The sequence below is a fragment of the Actinokineospora terrae genome (assembly GCF_900111175.1).
In the GTDB taxonomy this organism is placed as follows: domain Bacteria; phylum Actinomycetota; class Actinomycetes; order Mycobacteriales; family Pseudonocardiaceae; genus Actinokineospora; species Actinokineospora terrae.
The window spans coordinates 482523-506084 of the sequence record NZ_FOGI01000004.1 but is presented as its reverse complement, the minus strand read 5'-3'; the positions used below and the strand labels follow the sequence as shown (position 1 = coordinate 506084).

30 protein-coding genes and 1 riboswitch are annotated in these 23562 nt (G+C 71.7%); of the genes, 18 read left to right on the top strand and 12 right to left on the bottom strand.

Going from position 1 to position 23562, the window contains the following annotated elements:
• Nucleotides 1-3: 3 nt before the first annotated feature.
• The 8 genes from nadD to BMY07_RS10900 all read left to right on the top strand — a co-directional run bounded on the left by nadD (nucleotide 4) and on the right by BMY07_RS10900 (nucleotide 6751).
• A complete protein-coding gene (nadD, locus tag BMY07_RS10930) occupies nucleotides 4-594 on the top strand; it encodes a nicotinate-nucleotide adenylyltransferase (protein ID WP_092777093.1) in 591 nt (196 codons plus the stop codon).
• A 61-nt stretch (nucleotides 595-655) separates the two neighbouring features.
• The gene (gene rsfS, locus BMY07_RS10925) at nucleotides 656-1099 is read left to right on the top strand and encodes a ribosome silencing factor (protein ID WP_092777091.1); all 444 of its coding nucleotides are present in this window, start codon (nucleotides 656-658) and stop codon (nucleotides 1097-1099) included.
• The gene (locus BMY07_RS10920) at nucleotides 1096-1710 is read left to right on the top strand and encodes a histidine phosphatase family protein (protein ID WP_092777089.1); all 615 of its coding nucleotides are present in this window, start codon (nucleotides 1096-1098) and stop codon (nucleotides 1708-1710) included. The genes rsfS and BMY07_RS10920 overlap by 4 nt, the downstream gene beginning before the upstream one ends.
• A 16-nt stretch (nucleotides 1711-1726) precedes the next feature.
• The gene (gene octT, locus BMY07_RS10915) at nucleotides 1727-2440 is read left to right on the top strand and encodes a diglucosylglycerate octanoyltransferase (protein ID WP_092777087.1); all 714 of its coding nucleotides are present in this window, start codon (nucleotides 1727-1729) and stop codon (nucleotides 2438-2440) included.
• An 11-nt stretch (nucleotides 2441-2451) separates the two neighbouring features.
• Nucleotides 2452-3288 (top strand): DegV family protein, encoded by an 837-nt coding sequence (locus BMY07_RS10910; protein ID WP_092777085.1) that lies wholly within the window; start codon nucleotides 2452-2454, stop codon nucleotides 3286-3288.
• 88 nt (nucleotides 3289-3376) lie between these two features.
• Nucleotides 3377-4042, top strand: coding sequence for a ComEA family DNA-binding protein (locus BMY07_RS10905; protein WP_092777083.1), 666 nt, complete (start codon nucleotides 3377-3379; stop codon nucleotides 4040-4042).
• Entirely contained in the window at nucleotides 4039-4185 is a 147-nt protein-coding gene (locus BMY07_RS34265) for a hypothetical protein (protein WP_177215521.1), read from the top strand. The genes BMY07_RS10905 and BMY07_RS34265 overlap by 4 nt, the downstream gene beginning before the upstream one ends.
• Before the next feature lie 223 nt (nucleotides 4186-4408).
• Nucleotides 4409-6751 (top strand): ComEC/Rec2 family competence protein, encoded by a 2343-nt coding sequence (locus BMY07_RS10900; protein ID WP_425426259.1) that lies wholly within the window; start codon nucleotides 4409-4411, stop codon nucleotides 6749-6751.
• Nucleotides 6752-6901: 150 nt separating this feature from the next.
• Here the strand turns inward: BMY07_RS10900 and thrC are convergent, their stop codons facing one another.
• On the bottom strand, nucleotides 6902-8161 hold the full coding sequence (gene thrC / locus BMY07_RS10895; RefSeq protein WP_092777081.1) for a threonine synthase: 1260 nt from the start codon (nucleotides 8159-8161) through the stop codon (nucleotides 6902-6904).
• Between the two features lie 11 nt (nucleotides 8162-8172).
• Nucleotides 8173-8304: riboswitch (SAM riboswitch) on the bottom strand.
• Nucleotides 8305-8435: 131 nt separating this feature from the next.
• Here thrC and holA point away from each other — a divergent pair.
• Complete coding sequence (holA, locus tag BMY07_RS10890; protein WP_092777079.1) at nucleotides 8436-9413, top strand: DNA polymerase III subunit delta; 978 nt, start codon at nucleotides 8436-8438, stop codon at nucleotides 9411-9413.
• A 167-nt stretch (nucleotides 9414-9580) separates the two neighbouring features.
• Here holA and BMY07_RS10885 read toward each other — a convergent pair whose 3' ends face one another.
• The 5 genes from BMY07_RS10885 to BMY07_RS10865 form a co-directional block, all read right to left on the bottom strand.
• Complete coding sequence (locus BMY07_RS10885; RefSeq protein WP_245782323.1) at nucleotides 9581-10033, bottom strand: acyl-CoA thioesterase; 453 nt, start codon at nucleotides 10031-10033, stop codon at nucleotides 9581-9583.
• A 149-nt stretch (nucleotides 10034-10182) separates the two neighbouring features.
• Nucleotides 10183-10446 carry a 30S ribosomal protein S20 gene (gene rpsT, locus BMY07_RS10880; RefSeq protein WP_092777075.1) on the bottom strand — a complete coding sequence of 88 codons (264 nt, stop codon included), beginning with the start codon at nucleotides 10444-10446 and terminating at the stop codon, nucleotides 10183-10185.
• A gap of 131 nt (nucleotides 10447-10577) precedes the next feature.
• Nucleotides 10578-10796 (bottom strand): type II toxin-antitoxin system antitoxin, encoded by a 219-nt coding sequence (locus BMY07_RS10875; RefSeq protein WP_092777073.1) that lies wholly within the window; start codon nucleotides 10794-10796, stop codon nucleotides 10578-10580.
• Complete coding sequence (locus tag BMY07_RS10870; RefSeq protein ID WP_245782310.1) at nucleotides 10796-11746, bottom strand: SPFH domain-containing protein; 951 nt, start codon at nucleotides 11744-11746, stop codon at nucleotides 10796-10798. Before BMY07_RS10870 ends, BMY07_RS10875 begins: the two co-directional genes overlap by 1 nt.
• 132 nt (nucleotides 11747-11878) lie before the next feature.
• Entirely contained in the window at nucleotides 11879-12313 is a 435-nt protein-coding gene (locus BMY07_RS10865; RefSeq protein WP_092777071.1) for a type II toxin-antitoxin system PemK/MazF family toxin, read from the bottom strand.
• Nucleotides 12314-12401: 88 nt separating this feature from the next.
• Here BMY07_RS10865 and BMY07_RS10860 point away from each other — a divergent pair, with 88 nt between their 5' ends.
• The gene (locus BMY07_RS10860) at nucleotides 12402-12782 is read left to right on the top strand and encodes a VOC family protein (RefSeq protein WP_092777069.1); all 381 of its coding nucleotides are present in this window, start codon (nucleotides 12402-12404) and stop codon (nucleotides 12780-12782) included.
• Between the two features lie 151 nt (nucleotides 12783-12933).
• The gene (gene lepA / locus BMY07_RS10855) at nucleotides 12934-14781 is read left to right on the top strand and encodes a translation elongation factor 4 (protein ID WP_281245057.1); all 1848 of its coding nucleotides are present in this window, start codon (nucleotides 12934-12936) and stop codon (nucleotides 14779-14781) included.
• 3 nt (nucleotides 14782-14784) lie between these two features.
• On the opposite strand, the gene BMY07_RS10850 is transcribed toward lepA, so the two are convergent.
• Nucleotides 14785-15177, bottom strand: coding sequence for a DUF3224 domain-containing protein (locus tag BMY07_RS10850; RefSeq protein WP_218150643.1), 393 nt, complete (start codon nucleotides 15175-15177; stop codon nucleotides 14785-14787).
• Nucleotides 15178-15269: 92 nt separating this feature from the next.
• Between BMY07_RS10850 and BMY07_RS10845 the strand changes: the two genes are divergently transcribed.
• On the top strand, nucleotides 15270-15641 hold the full coding sequence (locus BMY07_RS10845) for an MmcQ/YjbR family DNA-binding protein (protein ID WP_092777063.1): 372 nt from the start codon (nucleotides 15270-15272) through the stop codon (nucleotides 15639-15641).
• 55 nt (nucleotides 15642-15696) lie between these two features.
• Here BMY07_RS10845 and BMY07_RS35870 read toward each other — a convergent pair whose 3' ends face one another.
• Nucleotides 15697-16122: an HD domain-containing protein gene (locus tag BMY07_RS35870; RefSeq protein WP_092777061.1), complete on the bottom strand. Its 426-nt coding sequence runs from the start codon at nucleotides 16120-16122 to the stop codon at nucleotides 15697-15699.
• Between the two features lie 91 nt (nucleotides 16123-16213).
• Between BMY07_RS35870 and BMY07_RS10835 the strand changes: the two genes are divergently transcribed.
• The 3 genes from BMY07_RS10835 (at nucleotide 16214) to BMY07_RS10825 (ending at nucleotide 19478) form a co-directional block, all read left to right on the top strand.
• Entirely contained in the window at nucleotides 16214-17116 is a 903-nt protein-coding gene (locus BMY07_RS10835) for a TIGR04222 domain-containing membrane protein (protein ID WP_092777059.1), read from the top strand.
• A gap of 78 nt (nucleotides 17117-17194) precedes the next feature.
• Complete coding sequence (locus tag BMY07_RS10830; protein ID WP_092777057.1) at nucleotides 17195-18256, top strand: nitronate monooxygenase; 1062 nt, start codon at nucleotides 17195-17197, stop codon at nucleotides 18254-18256.
• 193 nt (nucleotides 18257-18449) lie between these two features.
• On the top strand, nucleotides 18450-19478 hold the full coding sequence (locus tag BMY07_RS10825) for an alpha/beta fold hydrolase (protein ID WP_425426266.1): 1029 nt from the start codon (nucleotides 18450-18452) through the stop codon (nucleotides 19476-19478).
• Here the strand turns inward: BMY07_RS10825 and BMY07_RS10820 are convergent.
• The gene (locus BMY07_RS10820; protein WP_092777055.1) at nucleotides 19468-20433 is read right to left on the bottom strand and encodes a zinc-binding dehydrogenase; all 966 of its coding nucleotides are present in this window, start codon (nucleotides 20431-20433) and stop codon (nucleotides 19468-19470) included. The genes BMY07_RS10825 and BMY07_RS10820 overlap by 11 nt on opposite strands.
• Before the next feature lie 66 nt (nucleotides 20434-20499).
• Between BMY07_RS10820 and BMY07_RS10815 the strand changes: the two genes are divergently transcribed.
• From BMY07_RS10815 to BMY07_RS10805, 3 genes are read left to right on the top strand one after another with little or no spacing between them, the layout of a single operon-like run.
• Nucleotides 20500-20715 (top strand): hypothetical protein, encoded by a 216-nt coding sequence (locus tag BMY07_RS10815; protein WP_092777053.1) that lies wholly within the window; start codon nucleotides 20500-20502, stop codon nucleotides 20713-20715.
• A 9-nt stretch (nucleotides 20716-20724) separates the two neighbouring features.
• Complete coding sequence (locus tag BMY07_RS10810) at nucleotides 20725-21102, top strand: guanyl-specific ribonuclease (protein WP_092777051.1); 378 nt, start codon at nucleotides 20725-20727, stop codon at nucleotides 21100-21102.
• Nucleotides 21099-21392, top strand: a complete 294-nt coding sequence (locus tag BMY07_RS10805) for a barstar family protein (RefSeq protein WP_092777049.1) — start codon at nucleotides 21099-21101, stop codon at nucleotides 21390-21392. The genes BMY07_RS10810 and BMY07_RS10805 overlap by 4 nt, the downstream gene beginning before the upstream one ends.
• Before the next feature lie 2 nt (nucleotides 21393-21394).
• Here the strand turns inward: BMY07_RS10805 and BMY07_RS10800 are convergent, their stop codons facing one another.
• The 3 genes from BMY07_RS10800 to BMY07_RS10790 form a co-directional block, all read right to left on the bottom strand.
• Nucleotides 21395-22162 carry an enoyl-CoA hydratase-related protein gene (locus BMY07_RS10800; RefSeq protein WP_092777047.1) on the bottom strand — a complete coding sequence of 256 codons (768 nt, stop codon included), beginning with the start codon at nucleotides 22160-22162 and terminating at the stop codon, nucleotides 21395-21397.
• Nucleotides 22163-22181: 19 nt separating this feature from the next.
• Entirely contained in the window at nucleotides 22182-22646 is a 465-nt protein-coding gene (locus tag BMY07_RS10795) for a DUF4396 domain-containing protein (protein ID WP_092777045.1), read from the bottom strand.
• 88 nt (nucleotides 22647-22734) lie between these two features.
• Nucleotides 22735-23358 carry a hypothetical protein gene (locus tag BMY07_RS10790; RefSeq protein ID WP_092777043.1) on the bottom strand — a complete coding sequence of 208 codons (624 nt, stop codon included), beginning with the start codon at nucleotides 23356-23358 and terminating at the stop codon, nucleotides 22735-22737.
• Nucleotides 23359-23562: the final 204 nt, after the last annotated feature.

Below are 23562 nucleotides of genomic sequence, written 5' to 3'. Positions count from 1 at the left end.
GGCATGGCGCGCCGGATTGGCATCATGGGCGGCACCTTCGACCCCGTGCACCACGGTCACCTGGTGGCGGCGAGTGAGGTGCAGGCCCGGTTCGACCTCGACGAGGTCGTGTTCGTCCCGACCGGGGTGCCCTGGCAGAAGGACGGCAAAGAGGTCAGTGCCGCCGAGGACCGCTACCTGATGACGGTAGTGGCAACGGCGTCCAACCCCAGGTTCTCGGTGAGCCGGGTCGACATCGACCGCACCGGCGTGACCTACACCGTCGACACTCTCCGTGACCTCCGCGCGCAGCACCCCGACGCCGACCTGTTCTTCATCACCGGCGCCGACGCGCTCGAACAGATCCTGTCGTGGCACCGCGCCGAGGAGCTGTTCACCCTGGCGCACTTCGTTGGCGTCACCCGCCCCGGTTACAGCCTGGCCGACGCGCACCTCCCGTCCGGGACCGTGAGCCTGGTCGAGGTCCCGGCCCTGGCCATCTCCTCCACCGACTGCCGCACGCGGGTCGGATCGGGTCTCCCGGTCTGGTACCTGGTGCCAGACGGGGTGGTCCAGTACATCTCCAAGCGCCGCCTCTACGCCGCCGAGAACTGACCGGTACCTCACCCGGTATCCTCGACGGGTTAGCCCCTGGGATATCTGAACGAGGAGTGACGTGGCAGCGACGCACGAGGCACGCGAACTGGCACTGGTCGCGGCTGGAGCGGCGGCCGACAAGAAGGCCACCGACGTGATCGTGCTGGACGTCTCCGACCAGCTCGTCATCACCGACTGCTTCGTGATCGCCTCGGCCGCCAACGAACGGCAGGTCGGCGCGATCGTCGAGGAGGTCGAGGAGCGGCTGCGCCAGGCGGGCTCCAAGCCGGTCCGCCGCGAGGGCGCCCGCGAGGGCCGCTGGGTGCTGCTCGACTTCGTCGACGTCGTGGTGCACGTCCAGCACGACGAGGAGCGCTCGTTCTACGGCCTGGAGCGGCTGTGGAAGGACTGCCCGCGCGTCGAGTTCGAGGCGGGCCCCTCGGACGTGACCGAGGAGTCGGCCGCGACCGCGCCCGCGGGTGTGATCGAGGACGGCGACAAGACCAGCGCGGACGTCGAGTGACCCTGCGCAGGCTCGTGCTCTGGCGCCACGGCGAGACGGACTACAACGCCTCGGGCCGGATGCAGGGCCACATCGACTCGAACCTCACCGAGGTGGGCCGCAACCAGGCCCGCTTCGCGGTTCCCGCGCTCGCCCGGTTCTCACCGGACGTCGTCGTGGCCTCCGACCTGCGCAGGGCCACCGACACCGCCACCGTGTTCAGCGAGGCGATCGGGGTCCCGCTGCGGGTGGACAAGCGTTTGCGCGAGACCAACCTGGGCCTCTGGCAGGGCAAGACCGGCGCCGAGATCGACCAGGAGTGGCCGGGCGGTCGCGCGGAGTGGCAGACCGACGCCACCTGGACCCCACCCGGTGGCGAGTCCCGGGTCGAGGTGGCCGCTAGGGCGACCGAGGTGGTCGCGGGGCTCGACGAGGGCACTGACGAGACCGCGGTGCTGTGCGCGCACGGTGGCCTCATCACGGCGTTGGCAGGCAGCCTGCTCGAGCTCCCGGTAGGCAACTGGTGGCAGCTCGGCGGCATCTCCAACTGCCACTGGACGGTCCTGGCCCGCCGTGAGACCAGCGGCCTCGCGTGGCGCCTGATCGCGTACAACGTTGGCATCACCGGGTAGCGCGCCCCGGACCGTCATGGTGTTCGGCGACTCGCTGAGCTTCCACGGTCCCGATGGCCCCCACCCGGCGAACGATGCCCGTCTCTGGCCCAACCTTGCCGCTACCGCCGTCAACGGACGCGCGGAGCTGTTCGCGAGCTTCGGCTGGACCGCGCGTGACGCCTATTGGTCCCTGGTCGGCGACCCTCGCGTGTGGACGCACATGCCCGACATCGACGTGTTGGTGCTAGCGGTCGGCGGGATGGACACGCTTCCCTCGCCGCTACCGACCTACCTTCGCCAGGGCATCCGCTACCTGCGCCCGGACTGGTTGCGCCGACACGTCCGTAAGGCCTACCTGGCTGTGCAGCCGTGGGCGTCACGTGCGACAGGCGGATGGCCGGTGGCGCTACCGGCGGAACTGACCGTCCGCTACCTCAACGACATCGTGGTCGCCGTTCGGGCACTGCGACCGGACCTGCCTGTAGTGGCGATGTTGCCCTCGGTCCACCGAGCGCCTGCGTACGGTTACATGCACGCTGGCCGGTCACGAACGCTGGCTCTTATGCGTGACTGGGCAGATCGGAACAACGTTGTGCCGTTCGACGTCGCCGAGGTCGTCGGGGAGCACGTTCTCCGTGGTCACGGCAATCCAGACGGCATCCACTGGGGCTGGGACGGGCACCGGATGGTGGCCTCCGCGCTCGCCGAGCACCTCGCGCCGCTGTTGGACACGCCCCCGGACAACTAGGCTCCCAACACGTGCCCTTCGCCGTCCTCACCGACTCCACCGCCTACCTGCCGGAGGGCTCGGCAGACCGGCACGGGGTGCGGGTCGTCCCACTGCTGGTGCGTGTGGACGGTCGTGAGGGCCGCGACGGCATCGACATAGGTCCCACGCAGCTCGCGACCGCTCTTCGCGACCGGCGGATGGTCACGACCTCCCGGCCGAACCCGGCCGAGTTCGCCGAGAACTACCGCGCGATGCTCGATGCCGGAGCCGAGGGCGTGCTCTCGGTGCATCTATCGCGCGAGTTGTCGGGGACCTGGGAGTCCGCCCGGCTGGCCGCCGAGGAGTTCGGCGCGGCCGTGCGGGTCGTCGACTCCAGGACCACGGCCATGGGGCTGGGGTTCGCCGTGCTGCGGGCCGCTGAGGTGGCTGCCACGGGAGCAGGGGGCGAGGCGGTGGAGGCCGCTGCCGTCGAGGCGGCAGCCGCGACGAGGTGCTTCTTCGTCGTCGAGACCCTGGAGTACTTGCGGCGCGGCGGGCGGATCGGCGCGGCGGCGGCACTGCTGGGGACGGCGCTGGCGGTCAAGCCGATCCTGCACGTCGTCGACGGCCAGATCGTGCCGCTGGAGAAGGTGCGCACCACCAGCCGCGCGGTCGGACGCCTGGTCGACCTCGCCGTGGACGCCGCGGGGGAGTCGTCGGTGCGGATCGCCGTGCACCACCTCGCCGACCCGGACCGGGCGGCGGACCTCGCGGATCGCCTCAGCGCCCGGCTGCCCGCCGCGACCTGCGTGATCTCCGAGCTGGGCGCGGTGATCGGCGCACACACCGGGCCGGGCGTGCTGGGCGTGGTCGTCGACCCGCGCTGACGCCGGAGTTGTCCACAACCCCCCGAACTGTCCACAGAAGACGGGCGCGCCTTCCCTGCGCCCTTGCGGAGTTCCTACCTTCGATCTCATGGCAGACGAACAGCGCGTCAAGCAGATCGACTCCGTACTCGCCCGACTCGCCGCGATCGCCGGGCGACCCTGGGACCGGGGCGAGTCCGACACCGAACAACCGCGCCGCAGGCGGTTCCCGGTGTCGGTGGCCATCGGCCTCGCCGTCGCGGCGGTGGCCGTCGTCGGGGTGCTCGCCTTCTCCGGCTCGCCGCCGACCGGGGAGCCGGCACCCGCCCTGGCCGCTGCTGCGGTCGAACAGCCGCCGGTGGCCACGATCGTCGTCGACGTGGTCGGGAAGGTACGGGAACCCGGCCTCCGCACCCTTCCCGATGGCGCCCGCGTCGACGATGCCCTGCGCGCTGGCGGGGGAGCGCTGCCCGGGACCGACCTGACCTCGCTCAACCTGGCCCGCAAACTGGTCGACGGCGAACAGATCCACGTCGGCGCCCCCGCCCCACCGGTGCCGGAGGACGTCCCGGAACCGGGCGGCAAGGTCAACCTCAACACCGCCACCCTCGCCCGCCTCGACACCCTCCCCGGCGTCGGAACGGTCACCGCCCAACGCATCCTGGACTGGCGCGCGAAACACGGCCGCTTCACCAAGGTCGACCAACTGCGCGAGGTGGACGGCATCGGCCCCGCCCGCTACGAAACCCTCCGCGACCTGGTGGTCATCCGATGACCCAAGTCAGCACCACCACGACCCTCGCCTTCCTCGGCACCGCGACCTTCCTGGGTCTGGTGGTCCACTGGTCCCTGGCCGCCGTCCTCGCCATCCTGGCCTGCACCACAGTCGCATCCCTGGGCGTCAGGACCAGACCATGACCAGCACACTCCAGACTCTGGCCTACTTACAGCGGCCGCCATCAGAAAACTCCTCATCCCAATCCATCCACGCCGAATCAGGCACCGGCGGCAGGCCCGGACTGCGGCAATCGTGCTTGGCCGTGGTTGTTGATGGACTGGGACCCGAAGAGGGGTGATCTCAGATCGTGGGTCCAAGCGGTTGGTGAGGTCCTTCTTGCTGTTGAGGCAGTGCTGATTGTCGATGGGGGTTCTGATGGCGGGCGACGTCGGTCGGGTGGAGTGGCGGTTGGTTCCCGGGGCGGTCGCCGTGTGGTTGGCCGGGCTGGGTGGGCTGCTGGTGCACTGGGTCGTGGCGCTGGCGGTCGGTGGGGTCGCTGTGGTGGCGGGGATTGTCCATCTGCGACACACGCGTCCGGTGCGGGCGATCCGAGCTGGGTGGCCGCTGGTGGCGTGTGGGCTGTTGGCCCTGTTCCCGGTGACATCCAGGATTCGGGAGGCCGCGGACGATCCGCTTCGAGGTGATGCGGCGCGGGCGGCGGTGGTCGAACTACGAGTGGAGGTGGCTGAACGACCGAGGAAGGTGCGGTCGAGTGGGTTTGGGGCCATGCCGTCGGGAGTGCGGTCGGTGGTCATCCCGGTGACCGCCGAGGGCAGTCGGGTGCTGCTGTTCGCGCCGGTGGAGCAGTGGGCGGAGTTGTTACCCGGTCAGCGGTTGGTGGCCAACGGCGTGCTGGGTACCGCGGAACCCGGCAGCCTGACCGTCGCGGTGCTGCGGGTTCGGGGACCGCCGACTCAGGTCACCGAGGCACCCGCGTGGCAGGTGGCCGCGCAGGCGCTGCGCGACGGCCTCCGTGCCGCGTCCTCGGTCTTGGACGACGAGTCCGCCGGGTTGCTGCCCGCGTTGGTGGTGGGCGACACCGAGGGGATGGTCGCCTCGGTCGAGGACGACTTCAAGGCCGCGGGGATGGCGCACCTGTTGGCCGTCAGCGGTGCGAACCTGGCCGTGGTCTGCGTCGCCGTGCTGTTCCTGGCGCGGTTGGCCCGGCTTGGGCCCAGGTCGTCGGCGGTGGCCGCCATGCTCGCCCTCGTCGGGTACGTCGTGCTCGCCGGGCCGGAGCCGAGTGTCCTGCGGGCCGGGGTCATGGGCGCGATCGGGTTGGTGGCGCTCGCGCTGGGGCGGGAGCGGTCGGCGTTGCCCGCGTTGGCCGTGGCGGTGATCGTGCTTGTCACCGTCGACCCGGCGATGGCGGTCAGCTTCGGGTTCGTGCTGTCGGTGCTGGCCACCGCCGCTCTGGTGCTCGTGGTGCCGGGGTGGGTCGACCGGCTGGAGCGGCGCCGTGTGCCCAGGCTGCTGGCCGAGGCGATCGCGGTGCCCGCCGCGGCGCACCTCGCGACGGCGCCGGTCGTCGCCGGGATGAGCGGGCAGGTCAGCCTGGTCGCGGTCGTGGCCAACCTGGTCGTGGCACCGGTCGTGGCGCCCGCCACGGTGCTCGGGCTCGGTGCCGCGCTGGTCGTGCCCGTCGCCCCGTGGGCGGCGGACTGGCTCGTGCGGGCGGCCGGACCCGAGGTGGACTGGCTGGTGGTCGTCGGGCGGTGGGCGGCCCGGATGCCCGGTGCCGCGCTCGACTGGCCCAGCGGGTGGTGGGGCGGGGTCGCACTCGCCCTGCTGGCCGGTGGCCTGGTGGTCGGCCTGCGGTGGCGGTCGGCGCGGGTCGCGCTGGGTGTGGGCGTCGTGGTGGCGGTGGTCGTGCTGCTCCCGGTGCGGGCACTGGCGCCGGGATGGCCACCACCGGGGTGGGCGGCCGTCGTGTGCGACGTCGGGCAGGGCGACGCCATCGTCCTGTCCACTGAGGACAGCGGGCGGGTGGTGCTGGTCGACACCGGGCCGGACCCCGCGCCGGTGCGGGAGTGCCTGGACCGGCTCGGCGTCCGCCAGGTGGCGCTGGTGGTCCTCAGCCACCTGCACGCCGACCACGTCGGCGGGCTGGCCTCGGTCCTGGCCGACCGGTCGGTGGGCGCGGTCGCTGTCGGCCCTGGCCGCGCGCCGGACTGGGCGTGGCGGCAGGTCCGGGAACAGACCGCGGCCGCCAAGGTGCCCTTGGTCGGCGTCACCGCTGGACAGCGGCTGGCGTGGCCAGGGCTGGTGATGGAAGTGCTTGCCCCACAGGGAAAGGAGGAACGATCCGAGACAGACGGCACGGCGATCAACAACCGCTCGGTGGTGCTGCGCGCGACCACCCGAGCGGGCCGGGTACTGCTCACCGGCGACGTTGAACTGGCCGCCCAAGCCGAACTGCTCACCGGGCGCGCCGACCTGGCGGCTGACGTGATCAAGGTCCCGCACCACGGCTCTCGTTACACCGCACCGGATTTCCTGAGCGCGGTGGGCGCGAGACTCGCCCTGGTCAGTGTGGGCGGGGGAAACCGCTACGGCCATCCCAGTCCGCAGACCCTGGCCGCTCTCATCCGCCAAGGCACCCGCATAGCCCGAACCGACCGCACCGGCGACACGGCGGTGGTCCCCGCCCCGGACGGCCCCGAACTCGTCGTCCGAGGCGACCCCAGACCGCCGTCCCGCCGCTGACAACCCCGGCAGCGCGGTGGCGGGGTGGGTGGGACGGGTGCGATTTCCGTGGGTGAGGCGGGTGCGTCACCTCACCCACGGAAAGCGGGCTGGCGTCTGCGACGAGGCAGGCCGGTGCGTGCGACAGGCCCGTGGGTGGGCCTGGCTGGGTCAGCCGCGGTTGAGGACCTCGTGGACGGCGGCGGCGGTCGGGGGGATGGTGGCGCGGGGGCCGATGTGATCCTGGACGGCGTCGAGGGTCTTGAGGCCGTCGCCGGTGATGAGCAGGACGGTGTCGGCGTCGGGGTCGAGCTGGCCGGTCTCGATGAGCTTCTTCGCGGTGGCGACGGTGACGCCGCCCGCGGTCTCGGCGAAGATGCCCTCGGTGCGGGCCAGCAGGCGGATGCCCTCGACCACCTCGGCGTCGGTGACGTCCTCGACCGCGCCGCCGGTGCGGCGGACCGAGTCGAGCACGTACGGGCCGTCGGCGGGGGCGCCGATGGCCAGCGAGCGGGCGATGGTGTCCGGCTTGACCGGGCGGATCACGTCCTGGCCCGCCTTGAACGCCGTCGACACCGGGGAGCAGCCGGTGGCCTGCGCGCCGAACACCCGGTACGGGGTCGGCTCGACCAGGCCGAGCTCACCGAGCTCGCGGAACGCCTTGTCCACCTTGGTCAGCTGCGAGCCGGAGGCCACCGGCACCACGACCTGTCCGGGCAGGCGCCAGCCGAGCTGCTCGGCGACCTCGTAGCCCAGCGTCTTGGAGCCCTCGGCGTAGTACGGGCGGACGTTGACGTTCACGAACGCCCAGTCCTCGTGCTCGCCCGCGAGCTCGGTGGCCAGCCGGTTGACGTCGTCGTAGTTGCCGTCGACGGCGATCAGCGCGCCGTCGTAGACCGCGGTGGTCAGGATCTTCGCGCGCTCCAGCGACGACGGGATCAGCACCACCGAGTCCCAGCCCGCGCGGGCCGCGGCGGCGGCGACGGCGTTGGCGAGGTTGCCGGTCGACGGGCAGGCCAGGACGCTGAAGCCCAGCGTCCGGGCCGCGGCGAGGGCGACGGCGACCACGCGGTCCTTGAACGAGTGCGTCGGGTTGCCGGTGTCGTCCTTGACCCACAGCGACTTGACGCCGAGTGCGGCGGCGAGCCGGTCGGCCTTGACCAGGCGGGTCATGCCGGGGTCGGTGTTCGGGAAGCGCTCCACGTCGGCGGGCACGGGCAGCAGGCCCTTGTAGCGCCAGATCGACTTGGGCCCCGCCTCGATGCTCGCCCTGGTCACGGTGCCGAAGTCGTAGGCGACCTCGAGCGGGCCGAAGCACTCGGCGCAGGCGAACTCGGCGGCGAGGGGGATCTGGTGGCCGCACTCACGACAGGACAGGGCCCGGGCGGGGCCGAGGTCGAGGGTGCTGGTCTGGACGTCGACAGAGGTCATCGCGAGGTGTCTCCTCATCTATCCCGCGGCTGCGGGTCGGAATTGGCACCGTGGTCGTCCGCCTCCTCGCGATGAGGAAGTGACGCGTACGCCGGTTGCCGGGGCTTCATCGGGCCGTTTCCCTCTGCCCCTCTGGATGAGCGGTATTCAGTTGTCGCCCGGGCCGAGCCGGGGCGTGACGGCAACGGTACGGCACCGCCCGGCACCTCGGCCAGCCCGTCGTCGTGGCGCGCCAGGGCGGGCCCTGTCGGCGGGGCGTGGCAGGATCGCGGGCGTGAACTCGCCCTCGGTACTCCCGCCGCCGTTGCAACTGGTGCTGGGAGAAGAGGAACTGCTCATCGAACGCGCCGTCCGGGCCATCCTGGAGACCGCGCGGCTCGCCGACGCCTCGGCCGACCTGACCAGGCTCAAGGTGGCTGATCTCACAGGCCCGGAGCTGGTGGAGATGGTCAGCCCGTCGCTGTTCGCCGAGGGCAGGGTGATCGTCCTCGACGCCGCGCACGAGGCCACCCAGGACATCGCCGCGCTGGTGGTCAACTACACCAAGTCGCCTGCCGAGGGGATCGTGCTCGCCGTGGTGCACAACGGCGGCGGGCGCAAGGCGGGCAAGGACATCGTCGCGGCGATGAAGAAGTCCGGCGCCGTGGTCACCGAGTGCGCCAAGATCACCAAGGCCGCCGAGCGCGAGGCCTTCGTGCGCAACGAGATCCGCCGCGCCGGGGGCAAGACCGACCCGAGGGCGGTCGCCGCGCTGATCGACTCCGTGGGGTCCGACCTGCGCGAGCTGGCGGCGGCCTCGGCCCAGCTGGTGGCCGACGCGGCGGGGGACGTCAGCGAGGAGGCCGTGCGCCGGTACCACCGGGGCCGCGCCGACGTGAGCGGCTTCGCCGTCGCGGAGAAGGCCGTCACCGGGGACGTCGCGGGCGCCATGGAGGCCCTGCGCTGGGCGATGCAGCTGGGCGTCCCGCACGTGCTGGTCGCCGACGCGCTCGCCGACGCCGTCCGCACCGTGGCCAGGGTGGCGGGCGCGGGCCGGGCCGACCCGTTCAAGCTCGCCGGTGAACTCGGCATGCCCGCCTGGAAGGTCAAGAAGGCCCTGGCCCAGTCCCGCGGCTGGAAACCGGCGGGACTCGCGGCCGCCATGCGCGCCGTAGCCGACGTCAACGCCGACGTGAAGGGCGTCGCCGCCGACGCGGGCTACGCCCTGGAACGCGCCGTCCTGCGCCTGGCCGAGGCCCACCGCCAGGACTGACCACCGTCCACAACAGACCCCGGCACCCCCGTTGTCCGCAGTGGACAGCCCAAGTAGGGCATGCCCCGTCCTGAGCACCCCCCGAAGATCCAGGGTATGGGGGGCGTGGTGGTGGGTGGAAGTGCGCGGTGGCGGCTGTGGATGGTGCGGGGGGTTGTGGATAGCTGTCAGAGCTTGGGGACTCGGCTGGCGAGGATCTCGTCGCGGCGGGCTAGGCGGTGTTGGCGGCGGATCTCGGCTTCGCGCAGGCGGCGGTCGTCTTCCTCGGTTTCGGGGGTGACGGGGGGTACGGCGCGGGGGCTGCCGTCCTCGTTGACGGCCACGAAGACCAGGTAGGCGGTGGCGACCTTGGTCTGCGGGACGTCGGCGCGGTCCCAGGGCTCGGCCAGGACGCGGACGCCGACCTCCATGGAGGACTTGCCCGCCCAGTTGACCTGGGCGTGCGCGTGCACCAGGTCGCCGACGCGGACCGGGTGCAGGAAGGTCATGCCGTCCATGGCCGCGGTCACCGCCGGGCCGCCGGAGTGGCGCTGGGCCACGGCGCCCGCCACGTCGTCGACCAGCTTCATGATGACTCCACCGTGGACTGTGCCGAGGAGGTTGGTGTCCACCACGGTCATGATGTGCGACAGCGAGGTCCTCGCGGCCGAGGTGGGTTTCGGGTGGGCGGGATTCGGTGGAGCGGGTTTGGGGTCCATGTCCAGCAGTCTCGCTCATACGACAGCGGCGCCGCCCCCGGGAGGGGACGGCGCCGCGTGTGAGCCTGGGCTCAGCCGAGCTTGTTCACCCGCTGGGCCATCGCCGACTTCTTGTTGGCGGCCTGGTTGGGGTGGATGACGCCCTTGCCGGCGGCCTTGTCCAGCTTGCGGCTGGCGACGGCGAGCAGCTCCTGGGCCTTGGCCTGGTCACCGGCCTCGGCGGCCTCGCGGAACTTGCGGATCGCGGTCTTGACCGAGGACTTGACGGACTTGTTGCGCAGCCGCGCCTTCTCGTTCGTCTTGATCCGCTTCAGCTGGGACTTGATGTTCGCCATAGTGGTGCTCCTCGAGGTCTAGTCCGGATCGCGCGCCGCTGGTCGACCGCGGTGAGCGATCGGGGTGGCCCTGCCGGGGCAGGTCTCCTCCATGGCGGAGTGCCGCACGGCGCGACGAGCCAGGTTAACAGTCACCCCTGCGGCTCGTCCGCGTCGGGGGCCTTGGGTGGCCGCCCCCGCCTGGGCAGGCCTCCCGCGGCGTCCGGCAACCGCCCGGCCTCGGCGAGGGCGCGGCGGAGCATGAACTCGATCTGCGCGTTGGTGCTGCGCAGCTCGTCGTTCGCCCACCGGGCCACCGCGTCGTGCACGGCGGGGTCCAGCCGCAGGAGGACCTTCTTGCGTTCGGCCATCAGTGGTAGAGCGAGCCCGCGTTGACCACCGGGTGCGCCTCGTGGTCGCTGCACAGCACCACCAGCAGGTTGCTCACCATCGCCGCCTTGCGCTCCTCGTCCAGGTCGACCACCTCGCGCGCGGCGAGCCGGTCGAGCGCCAGCTCCACCATCCCCACCGCCCCCTCCACGATCCGCTTGCGGGCCGCGACCACCGCGCCTGCCTGCTGCCTGCGCAGCATGGCGCCCGCGATCTCCGGCGCGTAAGCCAGGTGGGTGATCCGCGACTCGATGACGCCGACCCCGGCCGCCTCCACCCTGGCCGCGATCTCCGCCGAGAGCCGCTGGGTGATCTCGTCGGCGTTGTCGCGCAGCGACAGGCCGGGCTCGTCGTCGTGCGCGTCGTACGGGTAGGTGGTGGCGATGTGCCGGACCGCGGTCTCGGTCTGGATCGCGACGAAGGCGATGAAGTCGTCCACCTCGAACACCGCCCGCGCGGTGTCCTGCACCTGCCACACCACGACCGCGGCGATCTCGATCGGGCTGCCGTCGGCGTCGTTGACCTTCATCACCGCGGTCTCGTGGTTGCGGATCCGGGTGGACACCTTGCGCCGCGTGGTGAACGGGTTGACCCACCGCAGCCCGTCGAGCCGCACGGTCCCCGTGTAGCGCCCCAGGAACTGCACGACCCTGGCCTCCCCGGGCGCGACCATCGTCAGCCCGCCCGTGGTGACCACGGCCGCCACCGTGATCAACGCCCCGAACACCAGCGCGGCCACGGCGGCACCGGTGCTCAGCTCGATCTCACCGCCCAGTGCCACCACCCCCACCCCGACCAGGGCGAGTCCGCCGAGCGCGATCACCAGCGCCCCCGCGGCGATCGGCAACCCCGCCGCGCCGAACGCGGGCTTCTCCCGCACGTGCGGCGCGGGCAACAACGGTCGGTCGAAGTCCTCGATCGTGCTGTTCACAGGTCCTCCAGGGGCTAGCTCAGCTCTAGCAAAGTGATATCACTTTTCCGCGGAGAACGCCAGCACGTCGAGCCGGAGGCATACCTCTGGCCCGGCGCTGTCGATCACGCGCCGGGGCGGGGGTGGGACTGGCTAGCTCCAGCCGAACCGGGTGCGGAGGGTGTCGGCGACCAGGTCGAAGCGGTCGGATTCGAGGACGGAGCCCTCGCGGCGCAGGTCGTGCTCGCCCAGGCCGAAGAGCCGGTCGAGGCGGAGGTAGGAGACCCGGCCGTCGCGGTCCCAGCCGCCGGTGCCCAGTTCGAGCCAGTCGGGGTCGCCCGGGTGCCGCGGCGGCCTGCTGGTCAGCATCAGCGCCCGCAGGTCGGAGCCGGTGCGGCCGACCACCAGCAGGGGGCGGTCCTTGCCGCGCCCCGGGTCGTCCTCGTACGGGACCCAGGCCCAGACGATCTCGCCGGGATCGGCGTCGCCGTCGAGGTCGGGGGCGTAGGTGAGGCTCTCCGGGCGGTCGCCGGTGGGCACCTCCCACACGGCGCCGTGGGCGGGACGCGGGTCGTCGTCGGTCTGCACAGGCGGAGCGTAATGCCGGGGCGGCGGACGGGTGCGGTGATAGTGGGACGTCCTGCGGCCACCGGCCGCTGCGGGTAGGACTTGAGCCGTGGAGTTCCTCAGCAGCCGCGTGATCATCCACCCCCGCGACCGGGACCGGTCCCTCGCCTTCTACCGCGACACCCTGGGGTTGGCGGTGTTCCGCGAGTTCCCCGGCGGCACGGTCTTCTTCCTCGGCAACGGCCACCTGGAGATCTCCGGTCAGGGCGGGCACGAGGCGAGCCCGGACCTCGCGCTGTGGGTGCAGGTCCGCGACCTCGCCGACGCGGCGGCCGAGTTGAGGCGGCACGGCGTCGTGTTCACCCAGGAGCCGCGGCTACAGCCGTGGGGGCTGCGCGAGGCGTGGCTGGCCGACCCGGACGGGGTGCGGATCGTGCTGGTCGAGGTGCCGCCGGATCACCCGATGCGGTTGGACTCCCGGGAGCCCTAGCCGACCGCGTCCGGGCTGGCGGTGGTCGGCGCGACCAGGCGGGCATCGGGCGAATCGCACGGATCGTGCAGCCCGCCCGGCCACCCGAGCAGCCCGGTCGCCGCCTGGGCATGGGACGATGGGCGTACCCCTGACCATGCGAGGACCTCGAGTGGCAACGTTCGCTGACACGACCTTCACGGCGCCGGAGCAGATCCGCAACTTCTGCATCATCGCGCACATCGACCACGGCAAGTCGACCCTGGCCGACCGGATGCTGCAGATCACCGGTGTCGTCGATGCGCGGGCGATGCGCGCTCAGTACCTCGACCGGATGGACATCGAGCGCGAGCGCGGCATCACCATCAAGGCGCAGAACGTGCGCCTGCCGTGGACGGTCGACGGGTCCGACCACGTGCTGCACATGATCGACACCCCCGGGCACGTCGACTTCACCTACGAGGTCTCGCGCGCCCTCGACGCCTGCGAGGGCGCGGTCCTGCTGGTCGACGCCGCGCAGGGGATCGAGGCGCAGACGCTGGCCAACCTCTACATGGCCCTCGACCGCGACCTGCACATCATCCCGGTGCTCAACAAGATCGACCTGCCCGCCGCCGACCCGGACAAGTACGCCGCCGAGATCGCGCACATCATCGGCTGCGAGCCCGACGACGTGCTGCGCGTGTCCGCCAAGACCGGTCACGGCGTCGGCGAGCTGCTCGACGAGGTCGTGCGCGTCGTACCGGCCCCGGTCGGCCAGGCCGACGCGCCCGCCCGCGCGATGATCTTCGACTCGGTCTACGACACCTACCGCGGCGTGGTGACCTACATCCGCGTGGTGGACGGCAAGATCACCCCGCGCGAGCGGATCAAGATGATGTCCACCGGCGCCACCCACGAGCTGCTGGAAGTCGGCATCATCTCCCCGGAGCCCAAGCCCAGCGCGGGCCTGGGCGTCGGCGAGGTGGGCTACCTGATCACCGGCGTGAAGGACGTCCGCCAGTCCAGGGTCGGCGACACGGTCACCTCCGAGCGCAAGGGCGCCACCGAGGCCCTGGCCGGCTACCGCGAGCCGCGCCCGATGGTCTACTCCGGTCTCTACCCCGTCGACGGGTCCGACTACCCCGACCTGCGCGAGGCGCTCGACAAGCTCCAGCTCAACGACGCCGCGCTCACCTACGAGCCGGAGACCTCCGCGGCGCTGGGCTTCGGCTTCCGCTGCGGTTTCCTCGGCCTGCTGCACCTGGAGATCACCCGCGACCGGCTCGAGCGCGAGTTCGGCCTCGACCTGATCTCCACCGCCCCCAACGTGGTCTACCGGGTGGTGCTCGACGACGGCAAGGAACTCGTCGTCACCAACCCCTCGGACTGGCCGGTCGGCAAGATCGGCGAGGTCTTCGAGCCGGTCGCCAAGTGCACGGTCATCGCCCCCAGCGACTTCGTCGGCACGATCATGGAGCTGTGCCAGGGCAAGCGCGGCCAGCTCGGCGGCATGGACTACCTGTCCGAGGACCGGGTGGAGCTGCGCTACACCATCCCGCTCGGCGAGATCATCTTCGACTTCTTCGACTCGCTGAAGTCGCGCACCCGCGGCTACGCCTCGCTGGACTACGAGGAGGCCGGTGAGCAGGCCGCCGAGCTGGTCAAGGTCGACATCCTGCTGCAGGGCGAGCCGGTCGACGCGTTCAGCGCGATCGTGCACCGCGACTCGGCCTACGGCTACGGCACCAGGATGACCACCAAGCTGCGCGAGCTGATCCCGCGCCAGCAGTTCGAGGTGCCCATCCAGGCCGCCATCGGCGCCAGGGTGATCGCCCGCGAGACCATCCGCGCCATGCGCAAGGACGTCCTCTCCAAGTGCTACGGCGGCGACATCAGCCGCAAGCGCAAGCTGCTGGAGAAGCAGAAGGAGGGCAAGAAGCGGATGAAGATGGTCGGCAGGGTCGAGGTCCCGCAGGAGGCCTTCGTCGCGGCACTGTCCACAGACGAGTCCGCCGACAAGGGCAAGGGCAAGAAGTAGCCGCTAGCCCAGGGTGTAGTCGAGGCTCCAGGTGTGCTGGTCACCGTCCTTGGTGATCAGCAACGAGCCCACCAGCCCGGTGAGTTCACCCGTTCCGGTGTCCGGGACGACGGTGACCAGCAGCGACTGGCCGGAGCTGTCGGCGGTGGCCGAGTGCTGGAGCACGAAGCTGCCGCCGCGCCCTGCCAGCGTGCCCTCGACCCGCTCGATCGCCACGTAGGCAGCCGACTGGGTCGCCGGGACCACCACGCTGGTCATGTGCACCTCGCTGGTGGCGGTCATGTCGCCCGCGAACGTCTTGCGCAGGGTCGTGTGCCCCAGGTCGACGCCGTCGCGCTGGTCGTACGGGGTTTCCGGCTCCCACGCGTCCACTGTGAACGTCCCACTCGCCCGCAAGTGCCTGCTCCTCGCCTGTGGACAACTTCCGACGGTCGTCGGCTCCGTGCGCGATTCTGGTCCCTGACGCCCCGACGCGAAAGGGAGACCCGATGACCCGCTCCACCCCATTACCGCGGCTGCGGAAGACGTGCCTGGCGCTGCCCGGGGTGACCGAGAAGGTCAGCCACGGGTCGCCGTCCTGGTTCGCGCGCGGGGACAAGGCCATGTTCGTGTCGTTCGTCGGCGAGCACCACGGCGGGCGCCTGGCGTTCTGGTGCGCGGCGCCGCCGGGCGCGCAGGAGGAGATGGTGGCCGAGGACCCCGACCGGTTCTTCCGGCCGCCGTACGTCGGCCACCGCGGCTGGCTCGGCGTGTACCTCGACCGGGAGAACGACTGGGCGGAGATCGCCGAGATCGTCGACCAGGCGTTCCGGGTGGTGGCCGCCAAGCGGTCGATCGCCGAGCTGGACGCCAGGGCCTGAGGCGGACAACCCGGGCCGTCCCACCGCGTCCTGCTGTGGGGGAGGGAGCGGGGGGTCAGTGCACGGAGAGGAAGTCGAGGGCGTTGGCGTACTTCTCGCGGAGGCGGTCGCGGGTCGCCTGGTCGAGCTTGGCCAGCCGGGCGGGGGAGGAGTTGTCGGCGATGTCGGCGTGCTTGACGGCGAGGGCGATGGGGTTGGCGGCGACCCGGGTCAGGTAGTCCGGTTGGGACTCACCGGGGCGCTTGCTGATCGCGTCGACCGCGGCGACGACCTCGGGTGGGCACCCGGCCTCGGCCAGGTCGGCGAGGGTCACCTCGGTGTCCTCCACCACGTCGTGCAGGACGGCGGTCATCCGTTCGTGGTCGGTGGCCACGTTGGCCATGACCCGCAGCGGGTGCTCGATGTAGGGCAGGCCGGACTTGTCGAGCTGCTCACCGTGCGCCGCGCGGGCGATGCGGACGGCGTCGTCCAGGGAGAACATGCCGGGAATCTAACCGGTGGTCGGTGAAACGCACGTCGATCACTCGATCGTGTTGCACACTATCCGCGTCGGGCGCGGCTGAGGAGGGGTGATGGACGAACCGTGGGGTCTGTCCGGGCAGGAGTTCCTGGCCGCGTACTGGACCGCGATCGCGGTGTTGCTCGGGCTGGCGATCCTGGTGCGGGTGGTGTCGGTCGTGCGCGCGACCAACGCCGCCGCCCGGGACAACGGGCAGCTCGACCACTACGAGCTGGCCATGCTCGCGCAAGGCCCTGGGCGGGTCGAGCAGACCGCGCTCGCGGGCCTGCTGAGCCGCAACGCCGTGCGGGTGAACCGGGACGGCGTCGTCAGCCCGACCGGGGCGGGCAGGCCCGCCGACGCGGTGCAGGACCAGGTGCTGCGGCTGATCGGGTCGTCGCACGCACTCAAGGGGCGTCGCGGCCTCGGCCTCGGCAACACCGACCTCGCCAAGCGATTAGCGGACGGCCTGTCCGGGCGCGGTTACCTGACCAGGGACAAGCGCTGGGTGCGGCGGGTGCACCTGCTCTTCGGCGTGCTCTTCGTGGTCGCCGTGGTCCGGATGGTCAACGGCATCGCGCTGGAGCGCCCGGTCACCTACCTCGCGCTGTCGCTGCCCGCCACCCTGGTGCTGTGGGTCGTCGCCAGGCTGCTGGTCGGCTCGAAGTCGCGGCACGCCACCCGGCCCGGCCGGGCCGTGCTCAACCGGGCCAGGCAGTCGGTCTCGAACCCGAGGATCAGCGGGGCGGGCGCGGGCGCCGGGATGCTCGGGGTCGGCTTGCTGGCCCCGGTCGCCCTCTACGGCTGGGCCGCGTACCCGGACGAGGAGATCGGCGACATCCTGCACCAGCACCACGCGGCCGCGAGCAGCAGCAGCGGGGACTCCGGCTCCAGCTCGTGCAGCAGCGGCAGCAGTTGCAGCAGCGGGAGCAGCTGCGGCGGGGGCGGCTGCGGTGGCGGTGGCTGCGGCGGCTGACGCCGGTCGGGGGTCGCCGCGGGTGTGATGTCCGCGGCGAGCCGGGGCGGTGGCCGGGGTGCGCGGTACGGTCGAGCGGTGATCACCGAGCTGGCTGTGCCGATTGTCGTGGCTCCGATGGCGGGCGGGGTCAGCGCGCCCGCACTGGTCGCCGGGGCGGTGGAGGCGGGGGCCTTCGCGTTCCTCGCCTCCGGTTACCTCACCGCGGACGTGGTGCGTGAGCAGATCCGGCAGACGCGGGAGTTGACCGGGAAACCGTTCGGGGTCAACATCTTCGCGCCCAGTGCACAGTCCACACAGGACCTCTCGGCGTACGGGGACGCCGTGCGCGCCGAGGCGGCCGCCAGGTACGGGGCCGACGCGGGCGTCGAGCAGTGGGACGACGACCACTACGCGGCCAAGGTCGACGCCGTGGTCGAGGCGCGGATCCCGGTGGTGTCGTTCACCTTCGCGCTGCCCCGCGCCGAGGACGTCGCACGGCTCAAGGAGATCGACTCGGTTGTCGTGGTCACCGTCACCACACCCGCCGAGGCCGTCGCGGCTGCCGAGCGGGGCGCGGATGTCCTGTGCGTGCAGGGTTCCGCGGCGGGCGGACACCGAGGCGTGTTCGTCGACGACCCCGCCTACCCGGGTGGCGGCCCGCTCTACGACCTGCTGCCCGCCCTCCGGTTGATCTCCACCGAGGTCGACCTGCCGCTGATCGCCGCCGGTGGCCTCACGCATGGCGCCGACATCGCCGCCGTCCTCGCCGCGGGTGCCGTCGCCGCGCAGCTGGGCACGGTCTTCTTGCGCTGCCCGGAAGCAGGCACGGCCGCCCCCCAGCGCGCGGCTCTCGCCGAGGGCGGCCGGGAGACAACCCTGACCCGCGCCTTCACCGGCCGCCCCGCCCGCGGCCTCGTCAACCGCTTCATCACCGACCACCCCAACGCCCCCAGTGCCTACCCCAACCTCCACAACCTGACCCGCCCAGTCCGCGCCGCCGCGGCCAAGGCGGGCGACGCCGAGGGAATGTCCCTGTGGGCAGGCCAGGCCTACCCCCTAGCCCGCGAAACCCCCGTCGGCGACCTGATCCGCACCCTCACCACCGAAACCCACACCGCCGCAACCGCCCTGACCCGCAGACTCGGCATCACCGACTAACACCCACGCGATCAACCGCGAACCAGAGCGGCCTCGGTCGCGGATCAAGAGACGTGGCCTCAGACGTGTGTCTGGATTGCCGTTAAGGAGCGTGTGCGGTTGGCCACAGAGCGGGGCCAGTTGTCGACTGAGGGGGCTTACTTTACTCCGAAGTAGCTAATCGGGAGGTCGTCAGGTGATCACCTCGGGCGTGGTGCGGGCTGCTGCGGGGAATGTGGCGCGGCGGGTGTTGTTCGGGGGGCTTGCTGATCATCGGCCGGTGCCGCGGACGTTGTTGGGGCAGGGGCGGGCGCGGTCGGTGTTCGGGTATCACCGGGTGGTGGGGGTGGGGCGGCTTGGGGAACCGGTGTTGCTCGTGCCGCCGCTTGCTGTGCCGGATTCGTGCTTCGACCTGCGCCGGGGGTGCAGTGTCGTCGAGCATCTCGTCACCTCGGGGAGGCCGACGTACGGCGTCGAGTACGGGGAGATCGGGTTCGGTGACCGCGACCTCGGGCTGGAGCACTGGGTCGAGGACGTCCTGCCCAGTGCGGTGCGGACGGTGCACGAGCACTCCGGGGGCAAGCCCGTGCACCTGGTCGGCTGGTGTCTCGGCGGCATCCTGGCGGTGCTCGCCGCGGCCCGCATGGGGGCGGGTCCCATCGCGTCGTTGACCGTGGTGGCCAGTCCGTTCGACTTCTCGGCGATCCCGCTGCTGTGGCCGGTGCGCCCACTCGACACGCTCACCGGGCAGGCCGCGTTCCCGGCGCTCTACCGCGCGCTCGGTGGCGTTCCCGCGCCGCTGGTCCGCCGGGCGTTCCAGGTCAGCGCGCTGGACAAGCACCTCACCAAGCCGTTCGCGATCGCCGCCAACCTCGCCGATCGCGACTACCTGGCCCAGATCGAGGCCGTCGACCGGTTCACCGCCACGATGGTCGCCTACCCGGGCCGCGCCGTCGCCCAGATCTACCACCGGTTCTTCCGCGCCAACGCCCTCGCCACCGGCTCCGTCACCCTCGGCGGCACCCGCATCGACCTCACCGGCGTCACCCAGCCGACCCTGGTGATCGCCGGGCGCGAGGACGTCATCGCCCCGCCCCGGGCCGCCCGCGCGCTGGTCGACCTGATCCCGAACGCCACCTTCAGCACCGCACCCGGCGGCCACCTCGGCGTCCTCACCGGCCGCGCGGCCAGGGACTCGACCTGGCCGCTGGTCGACCGGTTCCACGCGGGGCTCAGCGGGTAAAGACGATCTTCCCGGCGGTGTCGCCTGCCAGCATCTGCTCGAAGCCCTCGCGGGCCCGCTCCAGCGGCAGTTCGGCGCCGATGCGCGGCCGGATGCCCGCCAGGTCGCAGAAGCGCAGCAGGTCGGCCAGCTCCTCGCGGGTGCCCATCGTGGAGCCGACCACCCGCAGTTGCAGGAAGAACAGGCGCTGCAGGTCGGCGCTGGGATCGGGGCCGCTGGTCGAGCCGGACACCACGATCACCCCGCCCGGCTTGAGCGCGCGCATCGAGTGCTGCCAGGTCGCCTTGCCGACCGTCTCGAACACCGCGTCGACCCGCTCGGGCAGCCGGGCGCCGGACTCGAAGGTCTGGTGCGCGCCCAGTTCCGCCGCCAGCGCCCGCTTCTGCTCGGTGCGGCCGGTGACCCACACCCGCATGCCCGCGGCCCGCCCCAGCTCGATCAACGCCGTCGACACGCCACCGGAGGCGCCCTGCACCAGCATCGTCTGCCCCGGCCGCAACCCCGACTTCACGAACAGCATCCGGTACGCGGTGAGCCACGCCGTGCCCATGCACGCCGCCTCGCCGAAGGTCAGCCCCGCGGGCTTGGGCAGCGCGTTGCGGGCGGGCACGACCACGGTGTCGGCGAAGGTGCCCTGGTGCTTCTCGGTCAGCAGCGTGCGCCTCGGGTCGAGGGTCTCGTCGCCGGACCACGCCGGGTCGCCGATCACCGAGTGCAGCACCACCTCGGTCCCGTCGGCCAGCACGCCCGCGCCGTCGCAGCCCAGCGTCATCGGGAACTGCTCGGCCTTGATGCCCACCCCGCGCAGGGTCCACAGGTCGTGCATGTTCAGGCTGGCCGCCTTGACCGTCACCGCGACGAACCCGGCCGGGACCTCGGGCTCCGGGCGCTCCCCGAGGGTGAGCGCGGCCAGCGGGTCGTCCGAACTGGGGGCGGCGGCGTAGACGGCGAACATGGACCGAACATAACCACCCCGCACGCCCGGCGCCCCGCTGAAGTGGCCTAGGTCTACCCTCGGGTCGTGCTGCGAGGGCTGTCCGACTGGTGGAACGACGTGGAGCTGTGGCTGATCCAGCTGTCGTTCCCGCTGCAGTTCGCCCTGGTCATGGCGATCCTGCTGCCGCTGTGCGTGGTGCTGGCCTGGTTCATCGACCGGGTCGTGGACTACGCGTCGGCCCGGTTCGGCTCCTCCCGCGACGAGGCGCCCCTCGGATCGCGCCAGGACACCGATTCGTAGGCTGCCCCGGTGGCTTCGCGCAGACGCATCACGGTGGCGCTGGTCGGTCTGGTCCTGTTGGTCCTCGCCGGCTGGCTGATCAAGGACGCCGGTGACCCCGCGCCCGGCCCGACCCCGCTCTCCGCCCTGCCGGGGGAGGCCGCCGCCACCTGGCGCCTCGTCGAGAGCGGGGGACCGTTCCCCTACCCTGCCCACGACGGCAAGACCTTCGCCAACCGCGAGCGCAGGCTGCCGCAGCAAGCCCCCGACCACTACCGGGAGTACACCGTGCCCACCCCAGGCAGCCGCGACCGCGGCGCCCGACGCTTGATCACCGGCAGCGCCGGTGAGCTGTTCTACACCGGCGACCACTACGCCAGCTTCGTCGCCGTGGACCCGACCCGATGACCGACTACGCGGTCGACGGCACCGGCATCCGCAGCAAGCGCGCCATGTTCACCAGCCTGGCAGGCGCACTGTCCTTCCCGGACTGGTTCGGGCACAACCTCGACGGCCTCTACGACTGCCTGACCGACCTGTCGTGGCTGCCGGAGGGCGTGATCACGGTGGTGTGGACCGACTCGACCGTGCTGGCCGCCGCCGACCCGGCCGGGTACGCGGGCATCCGCGAGGTGCTCGACGACGCCGTGGAGGGGTTCGCGACCCCCGGCCGGTCGTTGGCGGTCGTGATCTCCTGACCTCAGGGCACCCAGTTCGCCTTGCGCTTCTGCGCGAAGGCCGAGATGCCCTCCTGCCCTTCCTCGCTCGCGAAGAACCCCGCCGACAGCGCCAGCATCTCGGCGAAGTCGGTGGTCATGTCGGCGGGGCGCTCGCGGCGCAGCATCGCCTTGGTGCCCGCGAGCGCCTTCGGGCCGCCGAGGGCGAGCATCGAGGTGTAGCGGGCGACCTCGTCGTCGAGGTCGGTGCTGGGCACCGCGGAGTTCAGCAGGCCGATCTGCACCGCGCGGGCGGCGTCGAACTGCTCGCCGGTGAGGAACAGCTCGTGCGCGGCGCGGGGCAGCAGGCGGGGCAGCAGGGTGACCGAGATGATCGCCGGGACCACGCCGATGCGGACCTCGGTGAGCGCGAAGGTCGCGGTGGTGGCCGCCACGGCGATGTCCGCGGCGGCGACGATGCCGACCCCGCCCGCGCGCGCCGGACCGGCCAGCTTCGCCACGACCGGCTTCGGGCTCGTCCAGATCTGCTGCAGGATGGCCGGGAACTCCTGGACCCCCTGCGCCGCCGCGGAAGCGCCGCCCGCCTCCTTGAGGTCCATGCCCGCGCAGAACACCGGTCCGGTGTGGTCGAGCACGATGACCCGGACGGTGTCGTCGTCGGTCGCGGTGCTCAGGTGGGCCCGCAGTTCGCTCCGCAGTTGCGCGGAGAGCGCATTGCGGTTGCCAGGCGAGTCCAGGGTGATCCGTGCGATGCCCGCCTCGACCACGTAGTGCACAAGCTCATCAGCCATGCCGCTCACCCTAGTAGCGCTAGTGGTGGTGATAGGAGTGCACGACGGCGTGACCCTTGCCCCTCCCGATGAGCCACTTGTTCACCGGAACGGTTAGCGCGAACGCCACCACCAGCGAGAACGCCAGCGCCAGCCAGAACAGCGCGCTGGCAAGGCCCGCGTCCATCGCACCGGGCACGACGAGCATCACGCCGTTGTCGACGATCTCCATCACCGTGATCGACACCGTGTCGGCCGCCAACGCGATCCGCAGCGCCCTCGCGGCGGGCACACCCGCGCGCAGCACCGGGCCGATGGTCAGCGAGTAGCCGAAAACGAAGGCCAGCGCGATCGATAGCACCACCGTGGCCAGGTTCGACCAGCCGAGAGCGGTGCCGATCACCATCCCCAGCACCTCGCCGATGGCGCAGCCGGTCAGGCAGTGCAGCGTCGCGCTCATCGCCTGCCGCCAGGGGTTCGCCTGGGTGTGTCCGTGGTGTTCCATGCGGCCAACTATACCCCTGGGGGGTATGAGAACCGCAGGGCGCGGGAGGGGCGCCCTGCGGTCTCGGTCACATCACCAGGTCAGGGCCTCAGGTGACGATCGTGGTGGTGATCGCCGGGTTCGGGCTCGGGTAGCACGCGGCGGGCACGTTCACGTCCACGAACAGCACGCGCACCACCCCGGTCGCGGTCAGCCCCGGGTCGCTGAAGCTCGTGCCGTACAGCGAGGTCTCGATGGTGCCCGGGGCGTTCGCGGTGAGGTTGAGCGTGATCGTCGGCAGCTCGAAGGTCGACCCGCTGTTGACCGGTCCGGCCGCGGTGAGCGTCGCGACGCCGCCGGTGACGGAGAGGGTGGTGGCACCGACCCCGGACCCGCCGGACAGCGAGCTGGACACGTAGGTCGAGTTCGCCGGGATCGGCACCTTGAAGGTCAGGTTCTGCACCCGCTTGAGCGTGTAGGTCCCGACGGTCGCCGGGATGCTCGCGGCCTGCGGGTCGATCACCACGCTCAACGCGCCACCGGCGGCAACGCTCGCGGGCGCGCTCACGTCCAGCGGCTGGGTAAGAGTGGCCGGGTAGGTCGTACCGAGCGCGGTGGCCTGGCAGGCGTAGTTGACGGTCACCGGGACAGCGGACGCGGGCGGGGCGAGCAACACCAGCGGCAGTGCGACGAGAGCGGCGATGGACAGGGCGCGACGCGGTGTCGGCTTCATCAGAGCACCTCGACTTCGATGGGTCGGACTTCGGATTCGGCCGCGCGGCGCAATCATGGTTGCGCTGTTCGGCGGAACCGGCAAACGCCCGGTCACGTAGTCGGCTGTGGGCACCTTGTGCACAGCGACTCTTCGGAGGCCGGACCCGCCCACGCGGGCGACCCCCGACTCGACACATCGATCCGGCGCGCACCCACAAGGCCC

Coding starts and splice junctions, on each gene's coding strand:
- nadD (WP_092777093.1), top strand. CDS start 4: ATGGCGCGCCGGATTGGCATCATGGGCGGCACCTTCGACCCCGTGCAC.
- octT (WP_092777087.1), top strand. CDS start 1,727: ATGGTGTTCGGCGACTCGCTGAGCTTCCACGGTCCCGATGGCCCCCAC.
- BMY07_RS10905 (WP_092777083.1), top strand. CDS start 3,377: ATGGCAGACGAACAGCGCGTCAAGCAGATCGACTCCGTACTCGCCCGA.
- BMY07_RS34265 (WP_177215521.1), top strand. CDS start 4,039: ATGACCCAAGTCAGCACCACCACGACCCTCGCCTTCCTCGGCACCGCG.
- BMY07_RS10900 (WP_425426259.1), top strand. CDS start 4,409: ATGGGGGTTCTGATGGCGGGCGACGTCGGTCGGGTGGAGTGGCGGTTG.
- thrC (WP_092777081.1), bottom strand. CDS start 8,161: ATGACCTCTGTCGACGTCCAGACCAGCACCCTCGACCTCGGCCCCGCC.
- BMY07_RS10885 (WP_245782323.1), bottom strand. CDS start 10,033: ATGACCGTGGTGGACACCAACCTCCTCGGCACAGTCCACGGTGGAGTC.
- rpsT (WP_092777075.1), bottom strand. CDS start 10,446: ATGGCGAACATCAAGTCCCAGCTGAAGCGGATCAAGACGAACGAGAAG.
- BMY07_RS10875 (WP_092777073.1), bottom strand. CDS start 10,796: ATGGCCGAACGCAAGAAGGTCCTCCTGCGGCTGGACCCCGCCGTGCAC.
- BMY07_RS10845 (WP_092777063.1), top strand. CDS start 15,270: ATGACCCGCTCCACCCCATTACCGCGGCTGCGGAAGACGTGCCTGGCG.
- BMY07_RS35870 (WP_092777061.1), bottom strand. CDS start 16,122: ATGTTCTCCCTGGACGACGCCGTCCGCATCGCCCGCGCGGCGCACGGT.
- BMY07_RS10835 (WP_092777059.1), top strand. CDS start 16,214: ATGGACGAACCGTGGGGTCTGTCCGGGCAGGAGTTCCTGGCCGCGTAC.
- BMY07_RS10820 (WP_092777055.1), bottom strand. CDS start 20,433: ATGTTCGCCGTCTACGCCGCCGCCCCCAGTTCGGACGACCCGCTGGCC.
- BMY07_RS10805 (WP_092777049.1), top strand. CDS start 21,099: ATGACCGACTACGCGGTCGACGGCACCGGCATCCGCAGCAAGCGCGCC.
- BMY07_RS10800 (WP_092777047.1), bottom strand. CDS start 22,162: ATGGCTGATGAGCTTGTGCACTACGTGGTCGAGGCGGGCATCGCACGG.
- BMY07_RS10795 (WP_092777045.1), bottom strand. CDS start 22,646: ATGGAACACCACGGACACACCCAGGCGAACCCCTGGCGGCAGGCGATG.
- BMY07_RS10790 (WP_092777043.1), bottom strand. CDS start 23,358: ATGAAGCCGACACCGCGTCGCGCCCTGTCCATCGCCGCTCTCGTCGCA.